This is a genomic window from Streptomyces cyaneofuscatus (genome assembly GCF_000718135.1).
Lineage (GTDB): Bacteria > Actinomycetota > Actinomycetes > Streptomycetales > Streptomycetaceae > Streptomyces > Streptomyces cyaneofuscatus.
Genome location: NZ_JOEM01000007.1, coordinates 94,551 through 115,337, shown reverse-complemented (window position 1 = coordinate 115,337; position 20,787 = coordinate 94,551). Strand labels below are relative to the sequence as shown.

Here is a 20,787-nt window from a genome sequence, read left to right as displayed (position 1 = left end):
GTACGGGGCCCCGCCCTGACATGCGCCGTGGCCTCTCCCACCGCCCTGCCACCGGCACCATTTCGCAGGTGTGAAGGGCTGCGGCAGGGGAACTCGCTACCTCGGCCGGGTCCGAGAACCGGTCACACTCTGCGAGCTCACGATTGGCGCCCCGGACTGGAGGAGCGGAGCCTTGACGGGTGGAATGACCCACGATTCACGCGTCCGGCGCGTGCAGGAGGTATCCGTGACCGCTGCTGTGAACACGTCGGCCGCTTTCCGGCGGCAGGGTGTCCGCACCCTGCCCGGTGTCTACGCGCCTCAGCACGACACCCACCTGCTGCTGCGGGCCCTGGCCCGCGAGACCGTCCGCCCCGGCTCCGAGGTGATCGACCTAGGCACCGGCAGCGGCCTCCTCGCGGTGGCCGCCGCCCGCCGGGGCGCACAGGTGACCGCCGTCGACGTCGGCCGCCGCGCCGTACTCACCGCCCGTCTGAACGCCCGGCTCGCCGGGCAGCGGGTCACCGTCCACCGCGGCGACCTCGCCGACCCGGTGCCGGGCCGGATGTACGACCTGGTGCTCAGCAACCCGCCGTACGTCCCCTCGCCGCTCGGCCCGCCGCCCAGGCGCGGGAGCGCCCGCGCCTGGGACGCGGGGCACGACGGGCGCGCGGTGGTGGACCGCATCTGCGACGCGGCCCCCTACCTCCTGCGCAGGGGAGGCGTCCTGCTCATGGTCCACTCCGACCTGACCGGTACGGAGGCGACCCTGCGGCACCTGTCACGCGGCGGGCTGAAGGCCGAGGTGAGCGACACGGCGAGCGTGCCGTTCGGACCCGTCCTGCGCTCCCGGCTCCCGTGGCTGCGGGGCCGGGGCCTCCTGGACGAGCACACCGACGAGGAGAAGCTGGTGGTCATCCGTGCCGAACAGCCCTGAACGATCCGGACGGCCCGCCCGCGTCACCCTCGGTGGAGACGGGCCGCTCCTGGTGGAGGGGCCCGTCGAGGTGGTCGGTGACGACGGCACCCTGTACACCTCCCGCCGCTTCACCGCCGCGATCTGCACCTGCCGTAAGACCCGTACGCACCCGTGGTGCGACACCAGCCACCGCCGCCGGGTGAAGCCGGAACCGCACCCGGACGACGCGACCGACCGTACCGATGGAACCGACCGCACCGATGGAACCGACCGCACCGATGGAGCCGCCTGATGCCCGCCTACCGTGAGCCGAGGCGCCGGAGCCCCGCGCTGCCCGCCCCGCGCGGACCGCTGTCCGGCGAGGTCATCGCCGCTCTGCGCACGGGCGAGGCTCCCCGGGCCCACGCGGCCGGGGACGCGGACCCCTTCGGCGACGACCTCCAGCTCGCCCTCTACGTCCTGTACGAACTGCACTACCAGGGCTTCGAGGACGTGGACGAGGAGCACGAGTGGGACCCCGCCCTGCTCGGACTGCGCCGCTCCCTGGAGCAGCCCTTCCTCGCCGCCCTCCGCGAGGGAACGGGCACGGACGGGGACGTGGAAGCGGCCCTGGCCGGTCTGCTCGTCGAGCCCGTCGGCGACGACGGCCACAGCGTCAGCCACTTCCTCCGACACGACGGCGAGCTGTGGCACCTGCGCGAGTACGCCGCCCTGCGCTCGCTCTACCACCTCAAGGAGGCCGATCCGCACGCCTGGGTGATCCCCCGGCTGTACGGACGGGCCAAGGCCGCCATGGTGGCAGTCGAGTTCGACGAGTTCGGCGCCGGACGGGAGGCGGACATCCACGCCCGCCTGTACGCCGACCTGATGGGCGACCTGTCTCTGGAGACGGCGTACGGGCACTACCTCGACGCCGCCCCCGCCGACGTGCTCGCCACCGTCAACCTGATGTCCCTGTTCGGGCTGCACCGCTCCCTCAGGGGCGCTCTCGTCGGCCACTTCGCCGCCGTCGAGGTCACCTCCTCACCCGGCTCGCGCCGGCTCGCCGCGGCGTTGAAACGCGTCGGCGCGGGACCGGCGGCCCAGCGGTTCTACGACGAACACGTGGAGGCCGACGCGGTGCACGAACAGGTGGTACGCCGCGATGTCATCGGCGGGCTGCTCGCCGACGAGCCGCACCTGGAACCCGACATCGCCTTCGGTATCGAGGCCACCGGACTCCTGGAGGACCGCCTCGCCACGCGTCTGCTCGCCGCCTGGCGGAGCAACTCCACAGCGTTGCGCGGCCCACTGGACTGACCGGCGGCGACACCAGAGGCCACGTGCGGGGTCACCGTACGTGACCCCACGAGATGCGATCCGGCCGGACTACGGTGACGCTGGGGCTCCGACCGCGCACGCAACACCACGTTGCCGACGGAGGAACCACGACGGAGGACACCCCATGAACCTGCCCGACACCCCGCTGGAACGAGCCCGCCGCAATCGCGAACGCGCCGAGGAACTGGGCCGCGCCGCCGACCGGGCGACCGACCCCGAGCACCGGCAGCGCCTGCGGGAGAAGGCCCGCCGCCTGCTCGGCGAGGAGGCGGCGGGCCAGGAGAGGAGCTGACCCGCGCCTCGCCGCGGCGGGCGCGGGTCGGAGGGGGAGCCGTGCGGGTCAGACGGGGAGCGGGGCGGCCGGTGCCACGAGCGCCCCCTCGATGCCGTGCCGCTCCAGCGCAGCGGCGACGAACCCGCTCGCCTTCATCTCCTCCACGAACGACGCCAGCACCTCCTGCGCCGCCGTACCCCGGGCGGCCGGGATGCCCATGGCCTGCTGGATCACCATGAAGCGCCCCGGCAGCACCCGTACACCGGGAGCGCGCCGGGCCTCGCCCTCCAGCAACTGGCGGATCCCGGCGGCCACTTCGACCTCACCCTCCCGCAGGGCGGCGAGCGCGGCGGGCGCGCCCTGCAGCCGCACGATCTCGGCGTCCTCGATCGCCCGGGTGAGGAAGAGGTCGTAGGCGCTGCCCGAGCCGACCGAGATACGGGTTCCCTGGACGTCCACCTCCCCGTTGCCGGCCAGCGCGGATGAGTCGCGTACGAGATAGCTGCCCTCGATCAGTACGTAGGGAGCGGTGAACAGCAGCCCCTCGCTCCGCGCGGGGTCCACGGCGAAGAAGCCGAGGTCCGCCTTCTCCGCCTTCACCGCCTCCACGGAAGCCGCCGCCTTCTCGAAGACCACGAGCTCCACAGGCACCCCGAGCCGCTGCCCGAACGCGTACGCGAGGTCGACCGACACCCCCACCGGGTCGCCGCCCGCCGGCCCCCGCTGGGCCAGGACCGGATTGCCGAGGTTGATGGACGCGCGCAGTGTGCCGTCGGGCGCGAACGCGGGAACAAGGGCCGGAGCTATCTGCTGCTGGGTCATGCGGGCGAGTCTACGAGCCGGGTGCCGGGCGACGACGGGGTCCGGCACCCCGCCGACCAGGCCCGCGACCGCCTCCGTACGGTCTTGTGCGCCCACCGTTCCGCCTCCGTACGCCTTACGCGCCCACCCTCCCGTCCACCCCTTCGCGCAGCAGGTCCGCGTGCCCGTTGTGACGCCCGTACTCCAGGAGGACGTGCACCATGACCATCCGGAGCGACACCTCCTCGCCCCACCGGGGCTGGTAGCCCGCCAGGTCCAGGGAGCCGGCCTCCCGCTCGATGCGCCGTGATATCTCGACCTCGGCCTCCCACGCGGTGAACGCCTCCGCCCGGGTCGACGCGCTCGCGTCGTACGCCGCCTGGAAGTCGGTCTTCTCGGACCAGACCATCGGGGCGTCCCGGTCCTCGAAGGTCCGGCGGAACCAGGCCCGTTCCACCTCCGCCATATGACGGACCAGGCCGAGCAGCGACAGGGCCGACGGCTCCACCGACTTCTCGCGCAGCTGCTCGTCGGTCAGCCCCTCGCACTTCATGGCGAGAGTTGCCCGGTGGTAGTCGAGGAAGGCCCGGAGGGTCTCGCGCTCGCTCCCGAAGGACGGGGGTCCCACTCGGTGATCATCGTTCATGGCCGCATCCCTCGTTCCGTTGTACCGGCGGTCAGTATCCCGAACCCTCGGCTCCGGCCGTCAGACCAGCCGCACCTTCACCGTCTGCGTGGCCCCGCGCGTCCCCGAGAGATCGCCGAACACCAGCCGCAGCGACGCCCCGGTGGTCGCCGATGTCACGGTCGGCGGTTTCGAGACGACGGAGGCGACGGCCCGGTTCCAGGTCAGGGTCAGGCTCGTCCGCATCCGCATGGGGTCGCTGACGCAGAGCGTCGCCGTGCCGTCCGGGTGCTCGGTGACCATGACGGAGCAGGGGGCGTCCGCGGTGAGCGGTCCGACGCTTCCGCCGAACCAGAAGTTGACGGCGGTCAGCCCGAGCGAGGGCACCGAAACCCCCTGCTGGTCATCGGTGTTGGCGAGCACCCGCAGCCAACCGGTGTCGGCGGCCCGGGCGGCGGTCCGCTGCTCGGAGGCGCCGGGGAGCAGCTGGTAGGCGTACGAGGCGCCTGCCGGGTTCTGGCCGTGGTCGACCCAGAGGGTGAGATAGGCGCGTGTCACCGTCTCCGTGGAGCCCCCGGTGTTGATGTCGCGCCACCGCCCGGACCGGTTCTCGCGCAGCGCCTTGACGGTCGCCCTGCCCGGGAACACATAGCCGCCGTGCCCGCCGAGATGGGCCCAGGAGACGTCGGTCAGGGTCGCCGACCACGGGCGGGTGACCGGTTTCACAGAGCCGTCGACGGTGAAGGGGGCGTTCCCCGTCGGACCAAGGTTGCGGTTGTCCACCGTGGTCTCCACCGCCGCCCCGTCCTGGCTGCGGATCCCCGCGCCGAGACAGACCACGGTGTCGTCCAGGAAGAACCACGACTTCTTCGCCAGCAGCGTGCTGGACAGCCCCTTGAGGTACTGCCCCACGGCTGCCCGCTTCTTGTCCGTGACCCCGCCGACCCAGTTCACATCCGGGAGCGCCACGCCCCAGTCGCCGCCCGCCCCGTCGGCCAGCGGCTTGCGCGAGGCGGTGGTGCCGGGGAGCCGGTACGGGTCGACGGTGGGCCAGAACGCGTCGCTGTACTGGCCGTTGGCGAAGGTGTCGCCCCACCAGTAGAGCATCCCGGACCCGGTGTGCCAGCCGCGCAGATTCTCGCCGTTGCCGGTCTCGTAGTACGTGATCCGCTTGTCGGCCATGGACAGGGCGGCGGCCCAGCCGGGGCGGCGGTGGGTGGCGCGGGCCATGTCGGGAAAGAGGCGGTGGCCTTCCGGCTCGGGGAGCGGGGTGAGCGAGGTGTCGTCCAGGACGGACTTGAGGCGGGAGAGCGCCGTGAGGTTGAGGGAGGGGTTGCTCAGCGGCGGGCTGTAGTAGTCGCGCTGGGCCCAGCCCTTGACCAGCGCCCGCCACCGGGCGTTCTCGGCGGCCGACGCGCCCCGGCCCAGCAGCACGATCGAGGCGAGGATGGGGTGGCCGCGCCGGTGGTCGTCGACCTCGCCGCGGCTGATCGCGCGGCCCGCGACGGAGTCCATGACGAGCCCGTTGTAGAGGAACGGCGCCCAGGCGTTCTCCACCGCGTCGAACACCACCTGCCGCTTCGGGTCGGTCACCTCCCACGCCGTCCCCTTCAGCAGGGCGAACAGCAGCCCGAGCCCGCCGAGCATCACCGACCCGTAGCTGCCGGTGTAGGGCACGGTGGTGTGCTGGATGAACGAGCCGTCGGCGTAGAGCCCGTCGCCCTTGGCGACCAGCGGGAAGACGGGGGAGAGGGCGTCCCGGGCGAGCGCGATCTTGGCGGCCGTCCCGCCGACGACCCCGCGCAGGGCCAGCACCCGGCACAGGTCGACCCGGTTCGCCCCGGTGCTCGTGCCCGTGTACGAGGCCACGGCGGAGTCCGGTACGAAGTGGTCGACGGCCGCGCAGTAGCGCCCGACCTGCGCCGCGGTGAGGGCGTCGTACATCAGCACGCACACGTCCAGCAGGGCCTGGGGCGCGCCGATCTGCCAGCTGTACCAGTTCCCGTACCGGGTCTGCCCGGCCTTGTAGACCTGGCTGTTGAGGTGTTCGAGGCCGGTGACGATCGCGTCGCGCAGGCCGGTGCTCCCCGTCAGGCCGGTGCCCTGCTGCCGGTAGGCCTGGGCCATCGTGTTGAGGCGGATGAAGCTGTCGGCCATCTTCGCGGAGAAGCCGTACGACTCGGAGTCGGTGTCCGGGTCGGGGTCCGCGTACACCGCGTCCGGCCACAGGGCCCCGTTCACCGGAGCCATGGTGTCCAGCCACTGCCGGGCCTGGGTGCCGAGCGTCGCGAGCCGCGTCTTGAAAGGTTCGGCGGTCGGACTGAACCCCTCGCCGAGGATCAGGGCGCTCCAGGTGGCGCGCAGCGCGGCGTACGGATCGTCGGCAGCGGCGGTGGCCGTGCGGGGCGTGGCCAGCACGAGGGCGCTGCCGCCCGCCGCGGTGAGCACGGCGGAGGTGGCGAGGAACGTACGGCGGGACCAGGCAGATGTCATGGGGGAGCTCCGGGCTGGATCCGACTGTTCTGAGCGGGCAGGCACTTTCTAACAGCCGTCCGGCGATCCGCTCAATAACTCTGACTGAATTGATCGTGTCGATCGGTTCGATGGGGGTGTATGGCGCTGCCTCGGGTGCGCGGCCGCGTCGGCACCCGGCAGAGACAGAGCCGCCGGTGGGATCGTTTCGAGCGGATGTGATCGATATGGTTGAGGGGTGTGAGCGAGAGCAGCCGCCACCGCCACAGCCGTCTCAAGAGACCAAGGGGATCCATGCGACTCCATGTCGACCAGCGCCACGAGCGGGTGCTCCAGCTCGTCCGCGAACGAGGCAGCCTCCGGGTCGCCGAACTCGCCGAGGAGCTCGGCATGTCCGCGGTCACCCTGCGCCGGGACGTCGAGGCGCTCGCGGCCCAGGGGCTGGTGGAACGGCTGCACGGCGCGGTGGTCTGGCCCTCCGGGGCGTCCCGGCCGGCCACCTCCGCCGCCCCCTCCGCCGAAGGTCTCGTGGTGGGCATGGTCGTCCCGACCACCGAGTACTACTACGCGGATGTCGTGCGCGGTGCCCGGGAAGCGGTGGAGGCGGCGGGCGCACGCCTGACGATCGGGCTCTCCCGTTACCTCCCCGACGAGGACGAGGCCCAGGTCCGCCGCCTGCTCTCCACCGGCGCCGACGGCCTCCTCCTGACGCCCAGCTGGGAGCGGGGCCACCCGGAGCCGGGCGAGGGGCTGTGGGCGGCCGAGCAGGAGACCCCGGTCGTGCTGGTGGAGCGCTGGGCCCCGCTCGGTCATCCGGTGGCGGGGCTCGACCGGGTCCGCTCCGACCACGCCCACGGCGCCGCGGAGGCGGTCGCGCACCTGGCCGGGCTCGGCCACCGCTCCATCGCGCTCGCCGTGCAGGAGAGCCCCACGGCCCCCCGGCTCAGGGCCGGTTACGCGGCCGCCGTGGCGGCCCTCGGACTGAGCCCGGTCGCCGCCTCGCCCCTTCAGGATGCGCCGTCACGCTCGGAGACCGACCGTTTCGAGCGGACGCTGGAGTACCTGTGCGAGGGGGTGGCGGGCGGCGACGTCACCGCCGCGATCGTGCACAGCGACGCGGACGCGATCGTGCTCATCCCGCGCCTCCAGGCCCGGGGCGTGCGGGTCCCGGAGGACCTCGCGGTGATCGCGTACGACGACGAGGTGGCGAGCCTGGCCGATCTGCCGCTCACCGCCGTGGCGCCGGACAAGCACGCGGTCGGCGCGGCGGCGGCGAAGCTCCTGCTCTCCCGGCTGGGCGTGTCCGACGAGGGCCCGGCCGCCCGCCGCCACCTCGACATCCTGCCCACCCTGCGCGTCCGGGTCTCGTGCGGGGCGGCCGCCGCCGGCGCCTGATCCGACGCGCTCCAGCCGTACCCCGGGTGTCAACGGGCCCTGCGGGTACGGCTTTTCGCATGCCCGGACGCACCGCACGGGCGGCCTGTCCGCCCATCACTCCGTGATCGATTCGATTGAATTGGTCATTTCCTCTTGACGGTGATCGGTTCTGCGCAAAATGATGTGTGGCGTTCGCCTCATCTCCCGCAGTTCGAGGTCCCGTAGGAGCCGGTCCATGTCCTGTACGCACCGCACCACCCGCCTCGCCCTCGTGGCGTCCGCCGCCTCACTGGCCCTGCTCACCACCGCCTGCGGTGGCGGCTCGGGCTCGGACGCCTCGGACCCCGGCGACGGCAAGCCCGTCACGCTCACCTTCTGGTCGGCCACCGCGGGCGCCAAGGAGACGGCCGAGGCGTTCAACAAGACGCACCCCGGGATCAAGGTGAAGTTCTCGCTCGTCCCGGCGGGCCCCGAGGGCGTCACCAAGCTCTCCAACGCGGTCAAGGGCGGCAACGCCCCCGACATCGCCACCATGGACTACTCCGCCCTCCCCGAGTACGCCAGCGAGGGCAACCTGGAGGACCTCACCCCCAGCTCCGGCGAGCTGGTGAAGAAGGAGTTCCCCGAGGCGGTGCAGTCGCTGGTCAACCTCGGCGGCTCCACCTGGGCCGTCCCCTTCGACGTGACACCCATCCAGCTCTACTACCGCAAGGACCTCTTCAAGAAGTACGGCGTCGAGGTCCCCACCACCTGGGCCGAGTACCGCAAGGCCGCGGAGAAGATCCACCAGGGCGACCCGGACCTCACCATCACCAACTTCGGCGGCGGCGACCCGGCCCTGCTCTCCGGCCTCGCCTGGCAGGCCGGCGCCCAGTGGTACGGCACCAAGGACGACGCCTGGAAGGTGAACATCGACGAACCGGCGTCACAGAAGGTCGCCGCCTACTGGGACGGGCTCCTCAAGGACGGCCTCGCCTCCAAGACCCCGCTCTGGGGCGAGGGCGAGACCAAGGAGCGCGCCACCGGCAAGGTCGCCACCATCATCGGCGCCGCCTGGAGCGCGGGGAACTTCCCCGTCAGCTACCCCGACAGCAAGGGCAAGTGGGGCATAGCCCCGCTCCCGACGTGGGACGGCACACCGAGCACCGGCATGTACGGCGGCACCTCCTACATCGTCCCCAAGGGCAGCAAGCACACCGAAGCGGCGGCCGAGTTCATCAAGTGGGTCACCACCGACCCGAAGGCCATGACCGCCCGCCTCTCCTCGCTCAAGACCCCCAGCAGCGCCCTGCCCGCCAACGAAGGCATGCGGGCCGCCGCGCATCCCCCCTCCCCGCCCATCCTGCCGAAGGAGCACCAGGTGGCAGCCCCCCTCACCCGGCCGGTCACGGCCCCACCACCCCGCCGGGCCGCACCGCCGTCGGAGCGCCCCGCCGCACCGAAGAGCCCCGGTGGCCCGGGCGCGCGGCGCGGACAGCGCCGGGCCGTGGCCCTGTTCATGGTGCCGTTCTTCGCCCTGTTCACCGCCGTCACCGTGCTGCCGATGTTCTACGCGGCCTGGATGAGCCTCTTCCGCGAGGAGTCCTCCGGCCTCGGATTCGGCGGCACCGAACGGGTCTTCGCCGGATTCGGCAACTTCACCGAGGCCCTCGGCAACGAGGCGTTCCTCCGCTCCTTCGGCCACATCGCGTTCTACTGCGTGCTGTACATCCCCGCCATGGTCGGCGGCGCGCTCATCCTCGCCCTGCTCGTCGACTCGGCGATGGCCCGGGCCCGCCGCTTCTTCCAGATCGCCTACTTCCTGCCGCACGCGGTACCGGGCCTGATCGCCTCGCTCATCTGGCTCTACCTCTACACGCCGGGCCTCAGCCCGGTCACCGACGTACTCGACGCCCTCGGCGCCAACTGGAACTTCTTCGGCCAGGACGAGGCGATCTACTCCGTCGTCAACATCTCCGCCTGGCAGTGGACCGGCTACAACATGATCATCTTCTACGCCGGGCTCCAGGCGGTCCCGCGCGAGGTCCTGGAGGCCGCGACCGTCGACGGCTCCGGCGCCCTGCGCACCGCCCTCCAGGTCAAGGTCCCGATGATCCGGCCCACCGTCGTCCTGACCCTGCTCTTCACCTGCGTCGGCGCCATCCAGCTCTTCGACGCCCCCAAACTCGTCCAGCTCCGGGCCAACACCATGGGCGAGGACTGGTCGCCGACCATGTTCATCTACACCGCGGCCTTCAAGGGCCACGACTACGGCCTGGCCGCCGCGAGCTCCCTGATCCTCGCCCTCGTCGCCGGCCTGCTGTCCTTCGTCGTCACCAAGCTCGGCAACCGGTGGAAGGCCTCATGAGCACCCAGACAGCCACCCCCGACGCACCGCCCGCCCCCGCGCCCGCACGCCGGCCCTCCCCGCCCCGGCGCCCGCGACGTACCGGCGGACTCACCTCGAAGGTCGCGGTCAACGCCGTCCTGGCCGTCGTCGCCGTCTACACCCTCATGCCGCTGACCTGGCTGCTCATCGCCGCCACCAAGAACTACCGCGACCTCTTCGCCACCAACCCGTTCAGCCTCGGCGACTTCCACCTCCTGTCCAACCTGGACGCCCTCTTCGCGTACAACGACGGGCTGTACGGCCGCTGGCTGCTCAACAGCCTCCTCTACACCCTGGTCGCGGCCGTCCTCTCCACCCTGGTCTCCGTCGCCTGCGGCTACGCCTTCGACAAGTACGTCTTCCGAGGCAAGGAGAAGCTGTTCGGCGTCGTCCTCGTCGGCGTCCTGATCCCGTCCACCGTCGTCCAGCTCCCGCTGTACCTGATGGCCTCGGAGCTCGGCCTCGTCGACACCTACTGGGCCGTGCTCATCCCGAGCCTCGTCAACCCGTTCGGCGTCTACCTGGCCCGCGTCTTCTCCGAGGGGTACGTACCGGGTGAGGTCCTGGAAGCGGCCCGGGTCGACGGGGCGGGGGAGCTCACGACCTTCACCAAGGTCGCCCTGCCGATGCTCGCGCCCGGCTTCGTGACCATCTTCCTGTTCTCGTTCACCGCCAACTGGAACAACTTCTACGGCGCGCTGATGATGCTCAACGACGAACGCCTCTACCCCGTCAACCTGGGCCTGTTCATGTGGAACCAGAACGTCTACCAGCAGCCGGAGCTGTACCCCCTGGTCATCATCGGCTCCCTGGTGGCCGTCGTCCCGCTGATCATCGCCTTCCTCTGCCTGCAGCGCTTCTGGCGCTCGGGCCTCACCGCAGGAGCCGTCAAGTGAGCCGCCCCGCCCCCACCGCCAGCCGGCTCCGCACCCGCCCCCGAACCGTCCTGGCGATGAGCGGGGAGACCCGCGACGCGATCCTCCCCCCGGCTGCTCTGGAGCGGCTCGCCCGGATCGCGGACGTACAACCCGCCCTGCTGGTCACCGACTTCGGCGCCGACGACCCGGTCCAGCGCGCCGCGTTGCGCGAGGCCGAGGCCCTCTTCACCGGCTGGGGCTGCCCGCCCCTGACCGCCGACGCCCTGAGCGCCATGCCCCGCCTGCGGACCGTCGTGCACGCGGCCGGCTCGGTCAAGCACCACATCACCCAGGACGTCTGGGACCGGGGCATCACCGTCTCCACGGCCGCCACGGCCAACGCCCTCCCGGTCGCGGAGTACACGGTGGCGGCGATCCTCTTCGCCAACAAGCACATCCTGCAGAGCGCCCGCGTCTACCGGGAGTCGAGGAGCCGGGTCAACCTGCTGCGTGAGTTCCCGTCCATCGGCAACTACCGCCGTACGGTGGGCATCGTCGGCGCCTCCCGCATCGGCCGCCGCGTCGCCGAACTGCTGCGCCCCTTCGACCTGCGCCTCCTCGTGCACGACCCGTATCTGGACGAGGAGAGCGCGCGGGCTCTCGGCGTGGAGCTGACCTATCTGGACGCGCTCGTCGCGCAGAGCGACGTGGTCACCATCCACGCCCCCGAACTCCCGCAGACCCGGCACCTGTTCGACGCCGGACGCCTCGCGCTGATGCGGGACGGGGCGACCCTCGTCAACACGGCACGCGGTTCGCTGGTCGACACCGACGCACTGGTCAAGGAGCTGGTCACCGGCCGGCTCAACGCCGTACTCGACCACACGGAACCCGAAGTGCTGCCCGCTGACTCGCCGTTGTACGACCTGCCGAACGTGCTGCTCACCCCGCACATCGCCGGCTCCCAGGGCGGCGAGCTCCACCGGCTGGCCGACGCCGCGGTCGACGAGCTCGAACGGTACGCCCACGGGCTGCCGTTCGCCCACGCGGTGGACCCCCGCACCCTGCACCAGCAGGCCTGACCCCCTCCAGGAAGGCACCCCATGCCCCGCGCCCGCCGGGTGCTCGTCGTCGGCATCGACGGCGTACGCCTCGACACGCTCGCCCGTGTCCCCACACCGCACCTCGATACGGTCGCGGACTCCGGATTCCTGGCCCCCGTGACCGTCGCCGAGTCCACCCCCACCATGTCCGGCCCGTGCTGGGCGACGATCGTCACCGGCGTCCGCGTCACCAAACACGCCGTGTGGTCCAACGACTTCACCGGCCACCGCCTCGGCGTCTTCCCGGACTTCACCACCCGCCTTGCCCGCCAGGACGGCCGCCGCACCTATGTCGCGGCGGCCTGGGAACCCCTGGTCACCGTGGCCGACGGCGGCCCGATGTTCCGCCGCCCCACCCGGCTCACCCACCACGCACCGGCCGCCGACACCCCGCAGGCCTGGGAGGACGCCGACGAGGCGACCGTGCGCGACGCCGTCGCCGTCCTGACCCACGAGGACCCCGAGGCCTCCTTCGTCTACCTCGGCGCCCCCGACGAAACCGCCCACCACCTCGGCTGCGGAACGGCGTACGAGGAGTCCATCGCCGCGGCCGACCGCCGCCTGGGCCGTCTTCTCACCGTCCTGCGCACCCGCCCGACGTACGCCGACGAGGCCTGGACCGTCCTCGTCGTCACCGATCACGGGCACCGGGTAGAGGGCGGCCACGGCGGGGCGAGCGAGGCCGAACGCACGGCATGGCTGGCCTGCGCGGGCCCGGACATCACGGCGGGCGCCCGACCGCTGCGCCCGGTCCGGCACGAGGACGTCGCGGCCCAGGTGTACGCCGCGCTCGACCGCACCCCCGACTCGCACTGGACCCTCGACGGCACCGCCGTACCGACCCTGCCGCAGGCCGTCCTCCTCGACATGGACGGCACGCTGGTGGACACCGAACCCCTGTGGCTCGACGCCGCCCGCGAGGTCGCCGCCGCCCACGGCCACACGCTGACCGACGAGGAGGGCGCCGGCGTCCTCGGCCGCACCTGCGCCGACACGGCGACCTACCTCGCGACGCTGAGCCCACGGGAAGTGAGCTACCGGGCCCTGGAATCCGACCTGGAGGACACGTTCCTCACAGCGGTCGAGAAGGGGGTACGGCTACGCCCCGGCGCCCGCGAGCTGCTCGACCGCCTGGCCGACGGGAACATCCCCGCCGCCCTGGTCTCGGCCTCCCCGCGCCGGGTCGTGGACGCGGTGCTCAAGACGCTGGGCGGCGAGGTGTTCCGTACGACGGTGGCGGACGGCGAGACGGACCGCTCCAAGCCCCACCCGGACCCGTACCTCGAAGCGGCGGCGCGCCTCCACCTCCCGCCCGGGGCCTGCCTGGTGATCGAGGACAGCCCCACCGGCATCGCGGCGGCCGAGGCGGCGGGCTGCCGGGTGGTGGCCGTGCCCTCCGCGACCCCGGTCGACGCGGCCCCGGGCCGGAGGGTGCTCGGCGACCTCACGGCGCTGCTGCACACCTGGGGAACACAGCTTTAGGCGGCGCGCGCGGCAGGTGCCGGCAGCACGGAGATCAGCCGGCTCACCGTCCGCGCCATCGCGTCCCTGCCCAGCGCGAGGTACGCGCGCGGATCGACGCCCCGCTCGTCCTGTGCGAGGCGTTCCCGTATCGCCCCGGTCATCGCGATGTTCAGCGCGGTGCCGATGTTGACCTTGGCGATTCCTCCGGCGACGGCCCGCGCCAGCTCGTCGTCGGAGGCGCCGGACGAACCGTGCAGCACCAGCGGCACCGGCACGGCGTGACGGAGCCGGGCCAGCAGGCCGTGGTCGATACGGGCGTCGCGTGAGGTCATGGCGTGGGAGGTGCCGACCGCCACGGCCAGCGCGTCGACCCCGGTGGCGGCGACGAAGGCGAGCGCCTCCTCCGGGTCCGTACGGGCGCCGGGCGCATGGGCGTCCAGCGCATCCTCCCCGTTCTTGCCGCCGACCTGCCCGAGCTCGGCCTCCAGCCAGAGACCCTCGCCATGTGCCCATACGACGGCTGCGCGGGTGGCCGCCAGGTTCTCCGCGTACGGCAGCCGGGCGGCGTCGAACATCGCCGAGCTGAACCCGCACTCCGCCGCCTGGTGCAGCAGTTCGGGGGAGTGGACGTGGTCGAGATGGAGGGCGACCGGAACCGAGGCCGCCCGGGCGCTCTCGTGCGCGGCGCGGGCCAGCGGGCGCAGCCGGCCGCCGTGGTACTTGACCGCGTTCTCGCTGATCTGGAGGATCACCGGCGACCCTGCGGCCTCCGCTCCCTCCACGATCGCTTCCGCGTGCTCCAGGGTGATGACGTTGAACGCGGCGACCGCACCGCGCCGGGCTGCGGCATCGGCGATCAGCTCGCCGGTGGCGGCGATGGGCATGGCAACTCCGGGGTGAGGGGCCGTCAGGCCGTGCTGAGGATGACCGAGCGCGTCAGGTGGCGCGGCCGGTCGGGATCGAGGCCGCGGGCCTGAGCGATCGCCAGCGCGAGGCGCTGCACCCGGACCAGCTCCGCGAGCGGGTCCAGTCCGCCGGCCACCCACCGGGCGCCGGTCGCGTGGACCTCGTCGGACAGCCCGGCCGGTGCGTCACCGAGCATCCAGGTGGCGGTGGAACGGGTGGAGATGCTGATCGGGCCGTGCCGGTACTCCATCGCCGGATACGCCTCGCTCCAGGACAGCGCCGCCTCACGCATCTTCAGCGCCCCCTCGTTGGCGAGCCCCACGCTCCAGCCCCGACCGAGGAAGGTGAACTGGGTGCACTCCACCAGCCCGGTCGGCAGCGGTTCGGCGAGCGCGACCTGGGCGTCCTCCACCACCGCGTCGGTGTGCAGGCCCAGCTGGGCGCGGAGCAGGGTCAGCGCCGAGGTCGCGAACCGCGTCTGCACGACCGACCGCTCGTCGGCGAAGTCGAGGACCACGGTGTCGTCGGCCATCGTCGCCATGGGGGAGTCGGGATCCCCGATGATCACGGTCCGTCGGGTGCCCTTGGCCTGGGCGAGCAGGCCGAGCACTTCGGTCGTGGTGCCGGAGCGGCTCAGCGCCACGATCCGGTCGTAGCGGCGGCCGGCGGGGAACTCCGACGCGGCGAAGGCGTCGGTCTCGCCCTGGCCACTGCCCTCGCGGAGGGCCGCGTAGGCCTGGGCCATGAAGTACGAGGTGCCGCAGCCGACGACAGCGATGCGCTCGCCGGACGCGGGGAGCTGTCCCGCGAGTCCGCCGGCCATCCCCGCCGCCCGCCGCCAGCAGTCGGGCTGACTGGCCAACTCCCGTGCCACATGCGTCATCTGATCTCCCCATGTCCGGTGAATGCTCGAAGCTGCATATTAGGCCCGTGTTTCGAGCATTATCAAGCAGTGCAGGGTGCGGGCCTACGCGACAGGAACGGAAACGCCCCCCGGTGCGTGCCGGGGGGCGTGATGGATGGGAGGAGGGAACGGGCGGCGGTGATCAGCGCAGTGCCGAGGGCAGCGCCTCCCGGTGGATGATGCCCAGCCGCTGGGTGGCCCGGGTCAGCGCCACGTACAGATCGCTCGTCCCGTACCGGCCGGGCTCCACGACCAGCACATGGTCGAACTCCAGCCCCTTCGCCTGCCGCGGGTCGAGCAGCACCACCGGCTGCGTGAGATCGGGCTCGGCCCCCACGGTGAGCTCTTCCAGCGGCGCGGCGATCTCCTCGTGCAGCGCGCGCGGAGCGATCACCGCGAGACGCCCCTCCTGGGGGGTCAGCTCCGCGACGGCCTTCGCCACCGCACCCGCCAGATCCTCCCCGGCGTCCCGCACCCACGGCTCCTCGCCGGTCGACCGCACCGAACCGGGCGCCGCGAAGGAGGGGTTCCGCTCCCGTACGACGCGGGCGGCCAGCTCCATGATCTCGGCGGGCGTGCGGTAGTTGACCGCGAGCGTCACATGCTCGAAGCGGTCCCCGACGTACGGCTGAAGGATCTTCCCCCACGAACCGACGCCGGCCTCCTCCGAGGTCTGGGCCGGGTCGCCGACCAGCGTCAGCGAACGGGTCGGCGAGCGGCGCATCAGCAGGCGCCACGCCATCGGCGACAGCTCCTGCGCCTCGTCCACGATGATGTGCCCGAACGCCCAGGTGCGGTCGGCGGCGGCCCGCTCGGCCGCGCTGCGGTGGTCGATCTCCTCGTGCCGCTCCGCCATGCGCTCGGCGTCGATGATGTCGTGGGCCGCGAGGACCTCGGACTCCTCGTCCTCGAACTCGTACGTCTCCGAACCCCGCGACAGCTCCAACAGCCCCTGTGCATAGGCGATCCGCTCCTGCCGCTCGGCCTCGGCGGCGGCCCGCGCGGCACTGTCGTCGGCCCCGAGCAGCTCGGCCGCCTCGTCGAGCAGGGGGACGTCCGCCGGGGTCCACGCCCCGCTGCCGGGCACCCGCCGCAGGGCGTCGGCATCCGCGTCGCGCACATACACGGGCTCGGCCAGATATCCGGCGAGGAACTCCTCCGGAGTGAGCACCGGCCACAGCGACTCGATGGCCTCGTGGACCTCGCCGCTCATCGCGACGGCCTTGCCGAGCTGCGCGATGTCGTCCGGCCCGAGGAAGTTGGGCCCGCCGTACGGGTCGGCGCCGATGCGCTCGGTGAGCTGCGCGGTGAGGGCGTCGATGATCCGGAACGCGAAGTGCGGGCGGGCGAGGTTGTGCGGCAGCAGGGTGTCCCGGGCCGCCTGCCGGGCCTCGTACGCGATCTCCCAGTCCAGGACGAGATCGCCGTCGTCGTGCGGGATGACCAACGGCGCACCGGGCTCGGGAAGTTGCTGCCGGTCGCGTACGGCGAGGGCGAGCGACTCCGCCATCTGCGCGCTGCCCTTGACCGCGGCCGCGCGGGGGGTGTCCGTGCCGGTGGCATGGACGCCGGGGAAGAGTTCGGCCTGCGTGGCGAGCAGGACGCCGGTCTCACCGAGGGCGGGCAGCACCTCCGCGATGTACCGCAGGAAGGCCGGGTTGGGCCCCACGATCAGCACGGCACGCTTGGCCAGCACCTCGCGGTGCTCGTACAGCAGGAAGGCCGCCCGGTGCAGTGCGACGGCCGTCTTGCCCGTGCCGGGCCCGCCCTCGACGACCAGGACACCGCGGTGCGGGGCGCGGATGATGTGGTCCTGCTCCGCCTGGATGGTCCGCACGATGTCACCCATACGGCCGGTGCGGGCGGAATTCAGCGCGGACAGCAGAACGGCGTCGCCGTTGCGGTCCTCGAAACCCGTGCGGTCCTCGTCCCCGAGGTCCAGGATCTCGTCATGGAGCTCGGTGACCGTACGCCCCTCGGACGTGATGTGCCGACGCCGCCGCAGCCCCATCGGCACATGTCCGGTGGCCAGATAGAAAGGCCGGGCGACCGGCGCGCGCCAGTCGATGAGAAGAGGCGTGTGCTCGGTGTCGTCCTCACGGATCCCGATACGCCCGATATGGTGCGCGGTGCCGTCGGAAAGGTCGATGCGCCCGAAACACAGTGAGCCGTCCACCGCGTTGAGCGCGGCCAGCAGCCCCGACCGCTCCGTGACGAGCACATCGCGCTCCAGCTTGGCCTGGAGCCCGGTCCCCACGGGCGTCAGCGCCTCCTCGACATGCCGGGCCGTGACCCCGCGCAGCTCGTCGACGCGCGCGTGGACGCGGTCGACGAATTCCTGCTCTTCCCGCAATTCGACGGCTTCCCGGTTTGACAAAACGGCTCCCTGCCGGATATGGTTCTTCTTATAAGGCCTCCGCGTGGGGCCTTTCTGCATGAGCGCAGAAGAATCAAATATACGCGGGAAAATCCCTGGTACGCAATTGCGGACCGGGGATTCTTTTTGTGGCGAGGAGGTCCGCTCGGTGCCGGGAGGGCGGCGTGCGGCCGTCCAGGTGTATTGCCCCTGGCATGTGCGTGTCCGCCCGGTCGCCGCGACCCTCCTGCGTAATGGTTTGGGCTCCGCACCATCCGTTACGCATTTGCTGAGAAGGAGCACCCATGCTTCGTCGTATCGCCGTCACTCTTGCGACCGTCGCCGCGGCCGGCCTCATGGCGGCCACGCCCGCCGTCGCCGACGAGTGGGAGGGCGGAAAGGCCGGTGCCGAGTACGGGGCCGTCGAAGGACACCGTGGCACCGCCGAGTACACCAACCTCGGTGGCCCGTACGGGATCACCCACGCCACGGAGAGCCGGGAGCACATCGCGGCGGAGCACGGCTACTTCTACGCCCAGTACCTGCAGGGCCGCCGCTGACCGTCCGACGGTCGACAGGGCCCGCCCCCCTCGGGGGCGGGCCCTGTCCGCGTCGCCGGTCCCGCCGGCCGTTCAGAATCCGCCGAGGTCCGAACTCAGCCAGCGCTGGGGCCGCATGTGGATGACCACCTGGTCGCCGTGTTCCCTCCAGGCGAAGTCGACATAGCCGTCGACCTTCTCCGCGGGCAGATAGCGGGACGAGATTTCCACCAGCTGCTCACGGGTGGCGGGGAGCGTCGCGACGACGGGGCCCTCGACGGACACATAGCGGACGGTCGGTTCGACCCGGTCCACCATCAGGGAGAACCGGCCTGCCCCGGCGATCAGCCGGCCCTTGCGGGAGTCGCGCCCCGTCATGATCCAGAGGTCGCCGCCGGGCGCGTACTGGTACCAGATGGGCACGGTGAGCGGGGCGCGCCCCTCGTCCGCCGCGTCCACGGCCAGCGCGGCGACATGCGGTTCGGCCAGGAACTGTTCACGCTCTTCACGGGTCAGAGCCACAGGTGCTTCCTCCATCGTGCGGATGTCCTGCGCCCAGGATGCCGTCCGCCACCGCTGGCGGCCGGTCAGACACCCTGGCCCGCGCGGAGATCCTCCACCGCGGCCCTCGCCGCCGCCCCGATCACGGCGTCCGCGCGCGGCAGCTTCCGGTCGGCACGGGCGGCCTGGGTGAAGACCACGGCCGTGTAGACGCTGCCGTCCGCGAGCTCCACCACCCCCGCCTCGTGGCGCATCGAGCCGAACGTGCCGGTCTTGCCGTGGACGGTCACGTCGTCGTACGGGAATCCGGAGGCCAGGCGGTGCGTCCACGGCTGGGTGAGCATCGCCGCGCGCATGAAGGAGCAGCTCTCGGGGGAAGCGGCCTCGTCCGTCCAGATGGCCCGGAGCAGCCGGGCGGTCTCGGCCGGGGTGGAGGACGCCTTGTACGCGGGGTCGTAGACGTCCGGCGGTACGACGGTGTCGTTGTCCTCGACATGGGCCATGGCCGCGTCGAGCGACCCGGCGCCCGTATCGGCGAGCAGCCGGTCGAACGTACCGACGACCCCTCCGTGGATCCGGGTGTGCGGCAGACCGAGATCGGCGCACATCCCGTCGACGGCCTCGGCGCCGACCGTACGCAGCACGACGTGGGCCGCCGTGTTGTCGGAGACGCTCATCATCTGCACCACCAGGTCGCGCAGCGACATCGTGACCGGGTCGCGCAGGATGGACAGGCCCGTGGGGCCGGGGACCCGGTCGGCGGCCTCCAGCGTGAGCCGGTGGCGTGGGTCGACCAGCCCCGCGTCGGCCAGCCGGCAGAAGGCCGTCATGAGCGCGATCTTGTAGACGGAGCCCATCGGCACCTGCTCGTCCGGGTCGACGACCACGCGGGCCGAGGGGCGGTGCAGGTCCGCCACATGCAGCCAGCCCCGGACGCCGGCGTCGTCGAAGAGGGAGCGGATGGTCCGCTCCACCCCGCCGCCGTGCCGGGAGCCGGTCACCGTGCCGCCTTGCGGGCGAGGACGTCCTCCAGCAGTTGGGCCGTCCCGGCCGGATCACCGGAACCGGAACCGGAACGCCGGGGGTTCCAGACCACCCGTAGCCGCAGGGGGAGCGGAGGGTCGACCGCCCGCCGCCGCTCGACCCGGGAGGCCGTCAGCGCTTCGTCCGCCGTGACCAGGACGGCCTGCCCCGCCGCCACCAGCGCCAGCCCGGCCCGCTCGTCGGTGACCACCACCGTCTCCACCCGGCGGCCCCGGCTCGCCAGCGTGTCGACGAACAGATCGTGGGCGGCGGGCGCCTCGCCCCGGGGGCGTACCGCGACGGGCAGCCGCCGTGGCGACGGACCCGCAGACGAATCACCGGACTCCGCCGGACGGGCCGGGGCGAGGATCCAGGTCGGCAGCAGGATCACCTGCCCGGCGGCGAGACCGAGCAGGACGGAGGGGTGCCGGACCACGGCGAGGTCCAGGCGGCCCGACGCGACATCGGAGAGCAGAGTCGCGGTGGGAGCCGTCACCGTGCTGATGCGCGCCCGGTCACCCGCCCGGACCGGGGCCGCCGCCACATCGGCCGCCAGCGGCGCCGGCACCTCGGGGGCCAGCCCCAGCCGCAGCCGGCGGCCGCCCGCGTGTTCACGGGCACCGGTCTTCCGGAGCTCCGCCAGGGCGGCCAGAGCCCGCCGCGCGTGCGGCAGCAGCAGGGCGCCCTCCTCGGTGAGGAACACCCCGCGCTCCCGTTCGAACAGCCGGACACCGAGCAGCGCCTCCAGTCGGCGCAGCCCTTGGGAGAGGGGCGGCTGGGTGATCCCGACGCGTTGGGCGGCGGCACCGAAATGCTCTTCCTCCGCCAGCGCGACGAAGATTTCCAGGTGCCGTTCCGTCAGCACTCCATCTCCCTGGCATGCGGCGATATGGCGGATGAATCACTCCGATGCCGAGATCGTATTCGACATGCGGACCGGCCGCGGGTTTGACTCCGCTGAGGCCGACGACTCGGCCCGCCGCCCGGCTACGACCGGGC

General features: G+C 72.2%; 19 protein-coding genes and 1 pseudogene. 11 read left to right on the top strand and 9 right to left on the bottom strand.

Features of this window, described 5'->3' with window-relative positions; all coding sequences use genetic code 11:
• Window positions 1-184 precede the first annotated feature (184 nt).
• The 4 genes from IF17_RS0113020 (at window position 185) to IF17_RS1000000139265 (ending at window position 2,510) form a co-directional block, all read left to right on the top strand.
• Window positions 185-916, top strand: a complete 732-nt coding sequence (locus tag IF17_RS0113020; RefSeq protein WP_202592400.1) for a HemK2/MTQ2 family protein methyltransferase — start codon at window positions 185-187, stop codon at window positions 914-916.
• Window positions 900-1,190 (top strand): CDGSH iron-sulfur domain-containing protein, encoded by a 291-nt coding sequence (locus IF17_RS0113015; protein ID WP_030565311.1) that lies wholly within the window; start codon window positions 900-902, stop codon window positions 1,188-1,190. The genes IF17_RS0113020 and IF17_RS0113015 overlap by 17 nt, the downstream gene beginning before the upstream one ends.
• On the top strand, window positions 1,190-2,197 hold the full coding sequence (locus IF17_RS0113010; protein WP_030565310.1) for an iron-containing redox enzyme family protein: 1,008 nt from the start codon (window positions 1,190-1,192) through the stop codon (window positions 2,195-2,197). Before IF17_RS0113015 ends, IF17_RS0113010 begins: the two co-directional genes overlap by 1 nt.
• A gap of 145 nt (window positions 2,198-2,342) precedes the next feature.
• Window positions 2,343-2,510 (top strand): DUF6381 family protein, encoded by a 168-nt coding sequence (locus IF17_RS1000000139265; RefSeq protein ID WP_167344517.1) that lies wholly within the window; start codon window positions 2,343-2,345, stop codon window positions 2,508-2,510.
• A gap of 48 nt (window positions 2,511-2,558) precedes the next feature.
• Here the strand turns inward: IF17_RS1000000139265 and IF17_RS0113000 are convergent, their stop codons facing one another.
• From IF17_RS0113000 to IF17_RS0112990, 3 genes are all read right to left on the bottom strand, one after another.
• Entirely contained in the window at window positions 2,559-3,314 is a 756-nt protein-coding gene (locus IF17_RS0113000) for a transporter substrate-binding domain-containing protein (protein WP_030565309.1), read from the bottom strand.
• A 115-nt stretch (window positions 3,315-3,429) separates the two neighbouring features.
• Window positions 3,430-3,939, bottom strand: coding sequence for a DinB family protein (locus tag IF17_RS0112995; RefSeq protein ID WP_030565308.1), 510 nt, complete (start codon window positions 3,937-3,939; stop codon window positions 3,430-3,432).
• Window positions 3,940-3,999: 60 nt separating this feature from the next.
• Window positions 4,000-6,411, bottom strand: a complete 2,412-nt coding sequence (locus tag IF17_RS0112990; RefSeq protein ID WP_030565307.1) for a polysaccharide lyase 8 family protein — start codon at window positions 6,409-6,411, stop codon at window positions 4,000-4,002.
• A gap of 273 nt (window positions 6,412-6,684) precedes the next feature.
• On the opposite strand from IF17_RS0112990, the gene IF17_RS0112985 reads away from it, so the two are divergent.
• From IF17_RS0112985 to IF17_RS0112960, 6 genes and pseudogenes are all read left to right on the top strand, one after another.
• Window positions 6,685-7,785 carry a substrate-binding domain-containing protein gene (locus tag IF17_RS0112985; RefSeq protein WP_030565305.1) on the top strand — a complete coding sequence of 367 codons (1,101 nt, stop codon included), beginning with the start codon at window positions 6,685-6,687 and terminating at the stop codon, window positions 7,783-7,785.
• A 217-nt stretch (window positions 7,786-8,002) separates the two neighbouring features.
• Window positions 8,003-9,088, top strand: a pseudogene (locus tag IF17_RS0112980) (ABC transporter substrate-binding protein); the annotation flags it as partial.
• 39 nt (window positions 9,089-9,127) lie between these two features.
• Window positions 9,128-10,114 (top strand): carbohydrate ABC transporter permease, encoded by a 987-nt coding sequence (locus tag IF17_RS01000000136400; RefSeq protein ID WP_032771906.1) that lies wholly within the window; start codon window positions 9,128-9,130, stop codon window positions 10,112-10,114.
• Entirely contained in the window at window positions 10,111-11,031 is a 921-nt protein-coding gene (locus IF17_RS0112970; protein WP_030565301.1) for a carbohydrate ABC transporter permease, read from the top strand. The genes IF17_RS01000000136400 and IF17_RS0112970 overlap by 4 nt, the downstream gene beginning before the upstream one ends.
• A 56-nt stretch (window positions 11,032-11,087) precedes the next feature.
• Window positions 11,088-12,074, top strand: a complete 987-nt coding sequence (locus tag IF17_RS0112965; RefSeq protein WP_051884001.1) for a hydroxyacid dehydrogenase — start codon at window positions 11,088-11,090, stop codon at window positions 12,072-12,074.
• 21 nt (window positions 12,075-12,095) lie between these two features.
• Window positions 12,096-13,577, top strand: a complete 1,482-nt coding sequence (locus IF17_RS0112960) for an HAD-IA family hydrolase (RefSeq protein WP_030565297.1) — start codon at window positions 12,096-12,098, stop codon at window positions 13,575-13,577.
• Here IF17_RS0112960 and IF17_RS0112955 read toward each other — a convergent pair.
• The 3 genes from IF17_RS0112955 to IF17_RS0112945 all read right to left on the bottom strand — a co-directional run bounded on the left by IF17_RS0112955 (window position 13,574) and on the right by IF17_RS0112945 (window position 17,722).
• A complete protein-coding gene (locus IF17_RS0112955; RefSeq protein ID WP_030565295.1) occupies window positions 13,574-14,443 on the bottom strand; it encodes a class II fructose-bisphosphate aldolase in 870 nt (289 codons plus the stop codon). The two genes, IF17_RS0112960 and IF17_RS0112955, sit on opposite strands and share 4 nt — an antisense overlap.
• Before the next feature lie 23 nt (window positions 14,444-14,466).
• Window positions 14,467-15,348, bottom strand: coding sequence for an SIS domain-containing protein (locus IF17_RS0112950; protein WP_030565293.1), 882 nt, complete (start codon window positions 15,346-15,348; stop codon window positions 14,467-14,469).
• Between the two features lie 163 nt (window positions 15,349-15,511).
• Entirely contained in the window at window positions 15,512-17,722 is a 2,211-nt protein-coding gene (locus tag IF17_RS0112945; protein ID WP_030565291.1) for a HelD family protein, read from the bottom strand.
• A 308-nt stretch (window positions 17,723-18,030) separates the two neighbouring features.
• Here IF17_RS0112945 and IF17_RS0112940 point away from each other — a divergent pair, with 308 nt between their 5' ends.
• Complete coding sequence (locus IF17_RS0112940) at window positions 18,031-18,285, top strand: hypothetical protein (RefSeq protein WP_018512755.1); 255 nt, start codon at window positions 18,031-18,033, stop codon at window positions 18,283-18,285.
• Window positions 18,286-18,357: 72 nt separating this feature from the next.
• Here the strand turns inward: IF17_RS0112940 and IF17_RS0112935 are convergent, their stop codons facing one another.
• The 3 genes from IF17_RS0112935 to IF17_RS0112925 all read right to left on the bottom strand — a co-directional run bounded on the left by IF17_RS0112935 (window position 18,358) and on the right by IF17_RS0112925 (window position 20,653).
• The gene (locus IF17_RS0112935; protein ID WP_030565289.1) at window positions 18,358-18,786 is read right to left on the bottom strand and encodes a pyridoxamine 5'-phosphate oxidase family protein; all 429 of its coding nucleotides are present in this window, start codon (window positions 18,784-18,786) and stop codon (window positions 18,358-18,360) included.
• 65 nt (window positions 18,787-18,851) lie between these two features.
• Window positions 18,852-19,766 carry a serine hydrolase gene (locus tag IF17_RS0112930; protein WP_030565287.1) on the bottom strand — a complete coding sequence of 305 codons (915 nt, stop codon included), beginning with the start codon at window positions 19,764-19,766 and terminating at the stop codon, window positions 18,852-18,854.
• A complete protein-coding gene (locus IF17_RS0112925; RefSeq protein WP_030565285.1) occupies window positions 19,763-20,653 on the bottom strand; it encodes a LysR family transcriptional regulator in 891 nt (296 codons plus the stop codon). Before IF17_RS0112925 ends, IF17_RS0112930 begins: the two co-directional genes overlap by 4 nt.
• Window positions 20,654-20,787 lie beyond the last annotated feature (134 nt).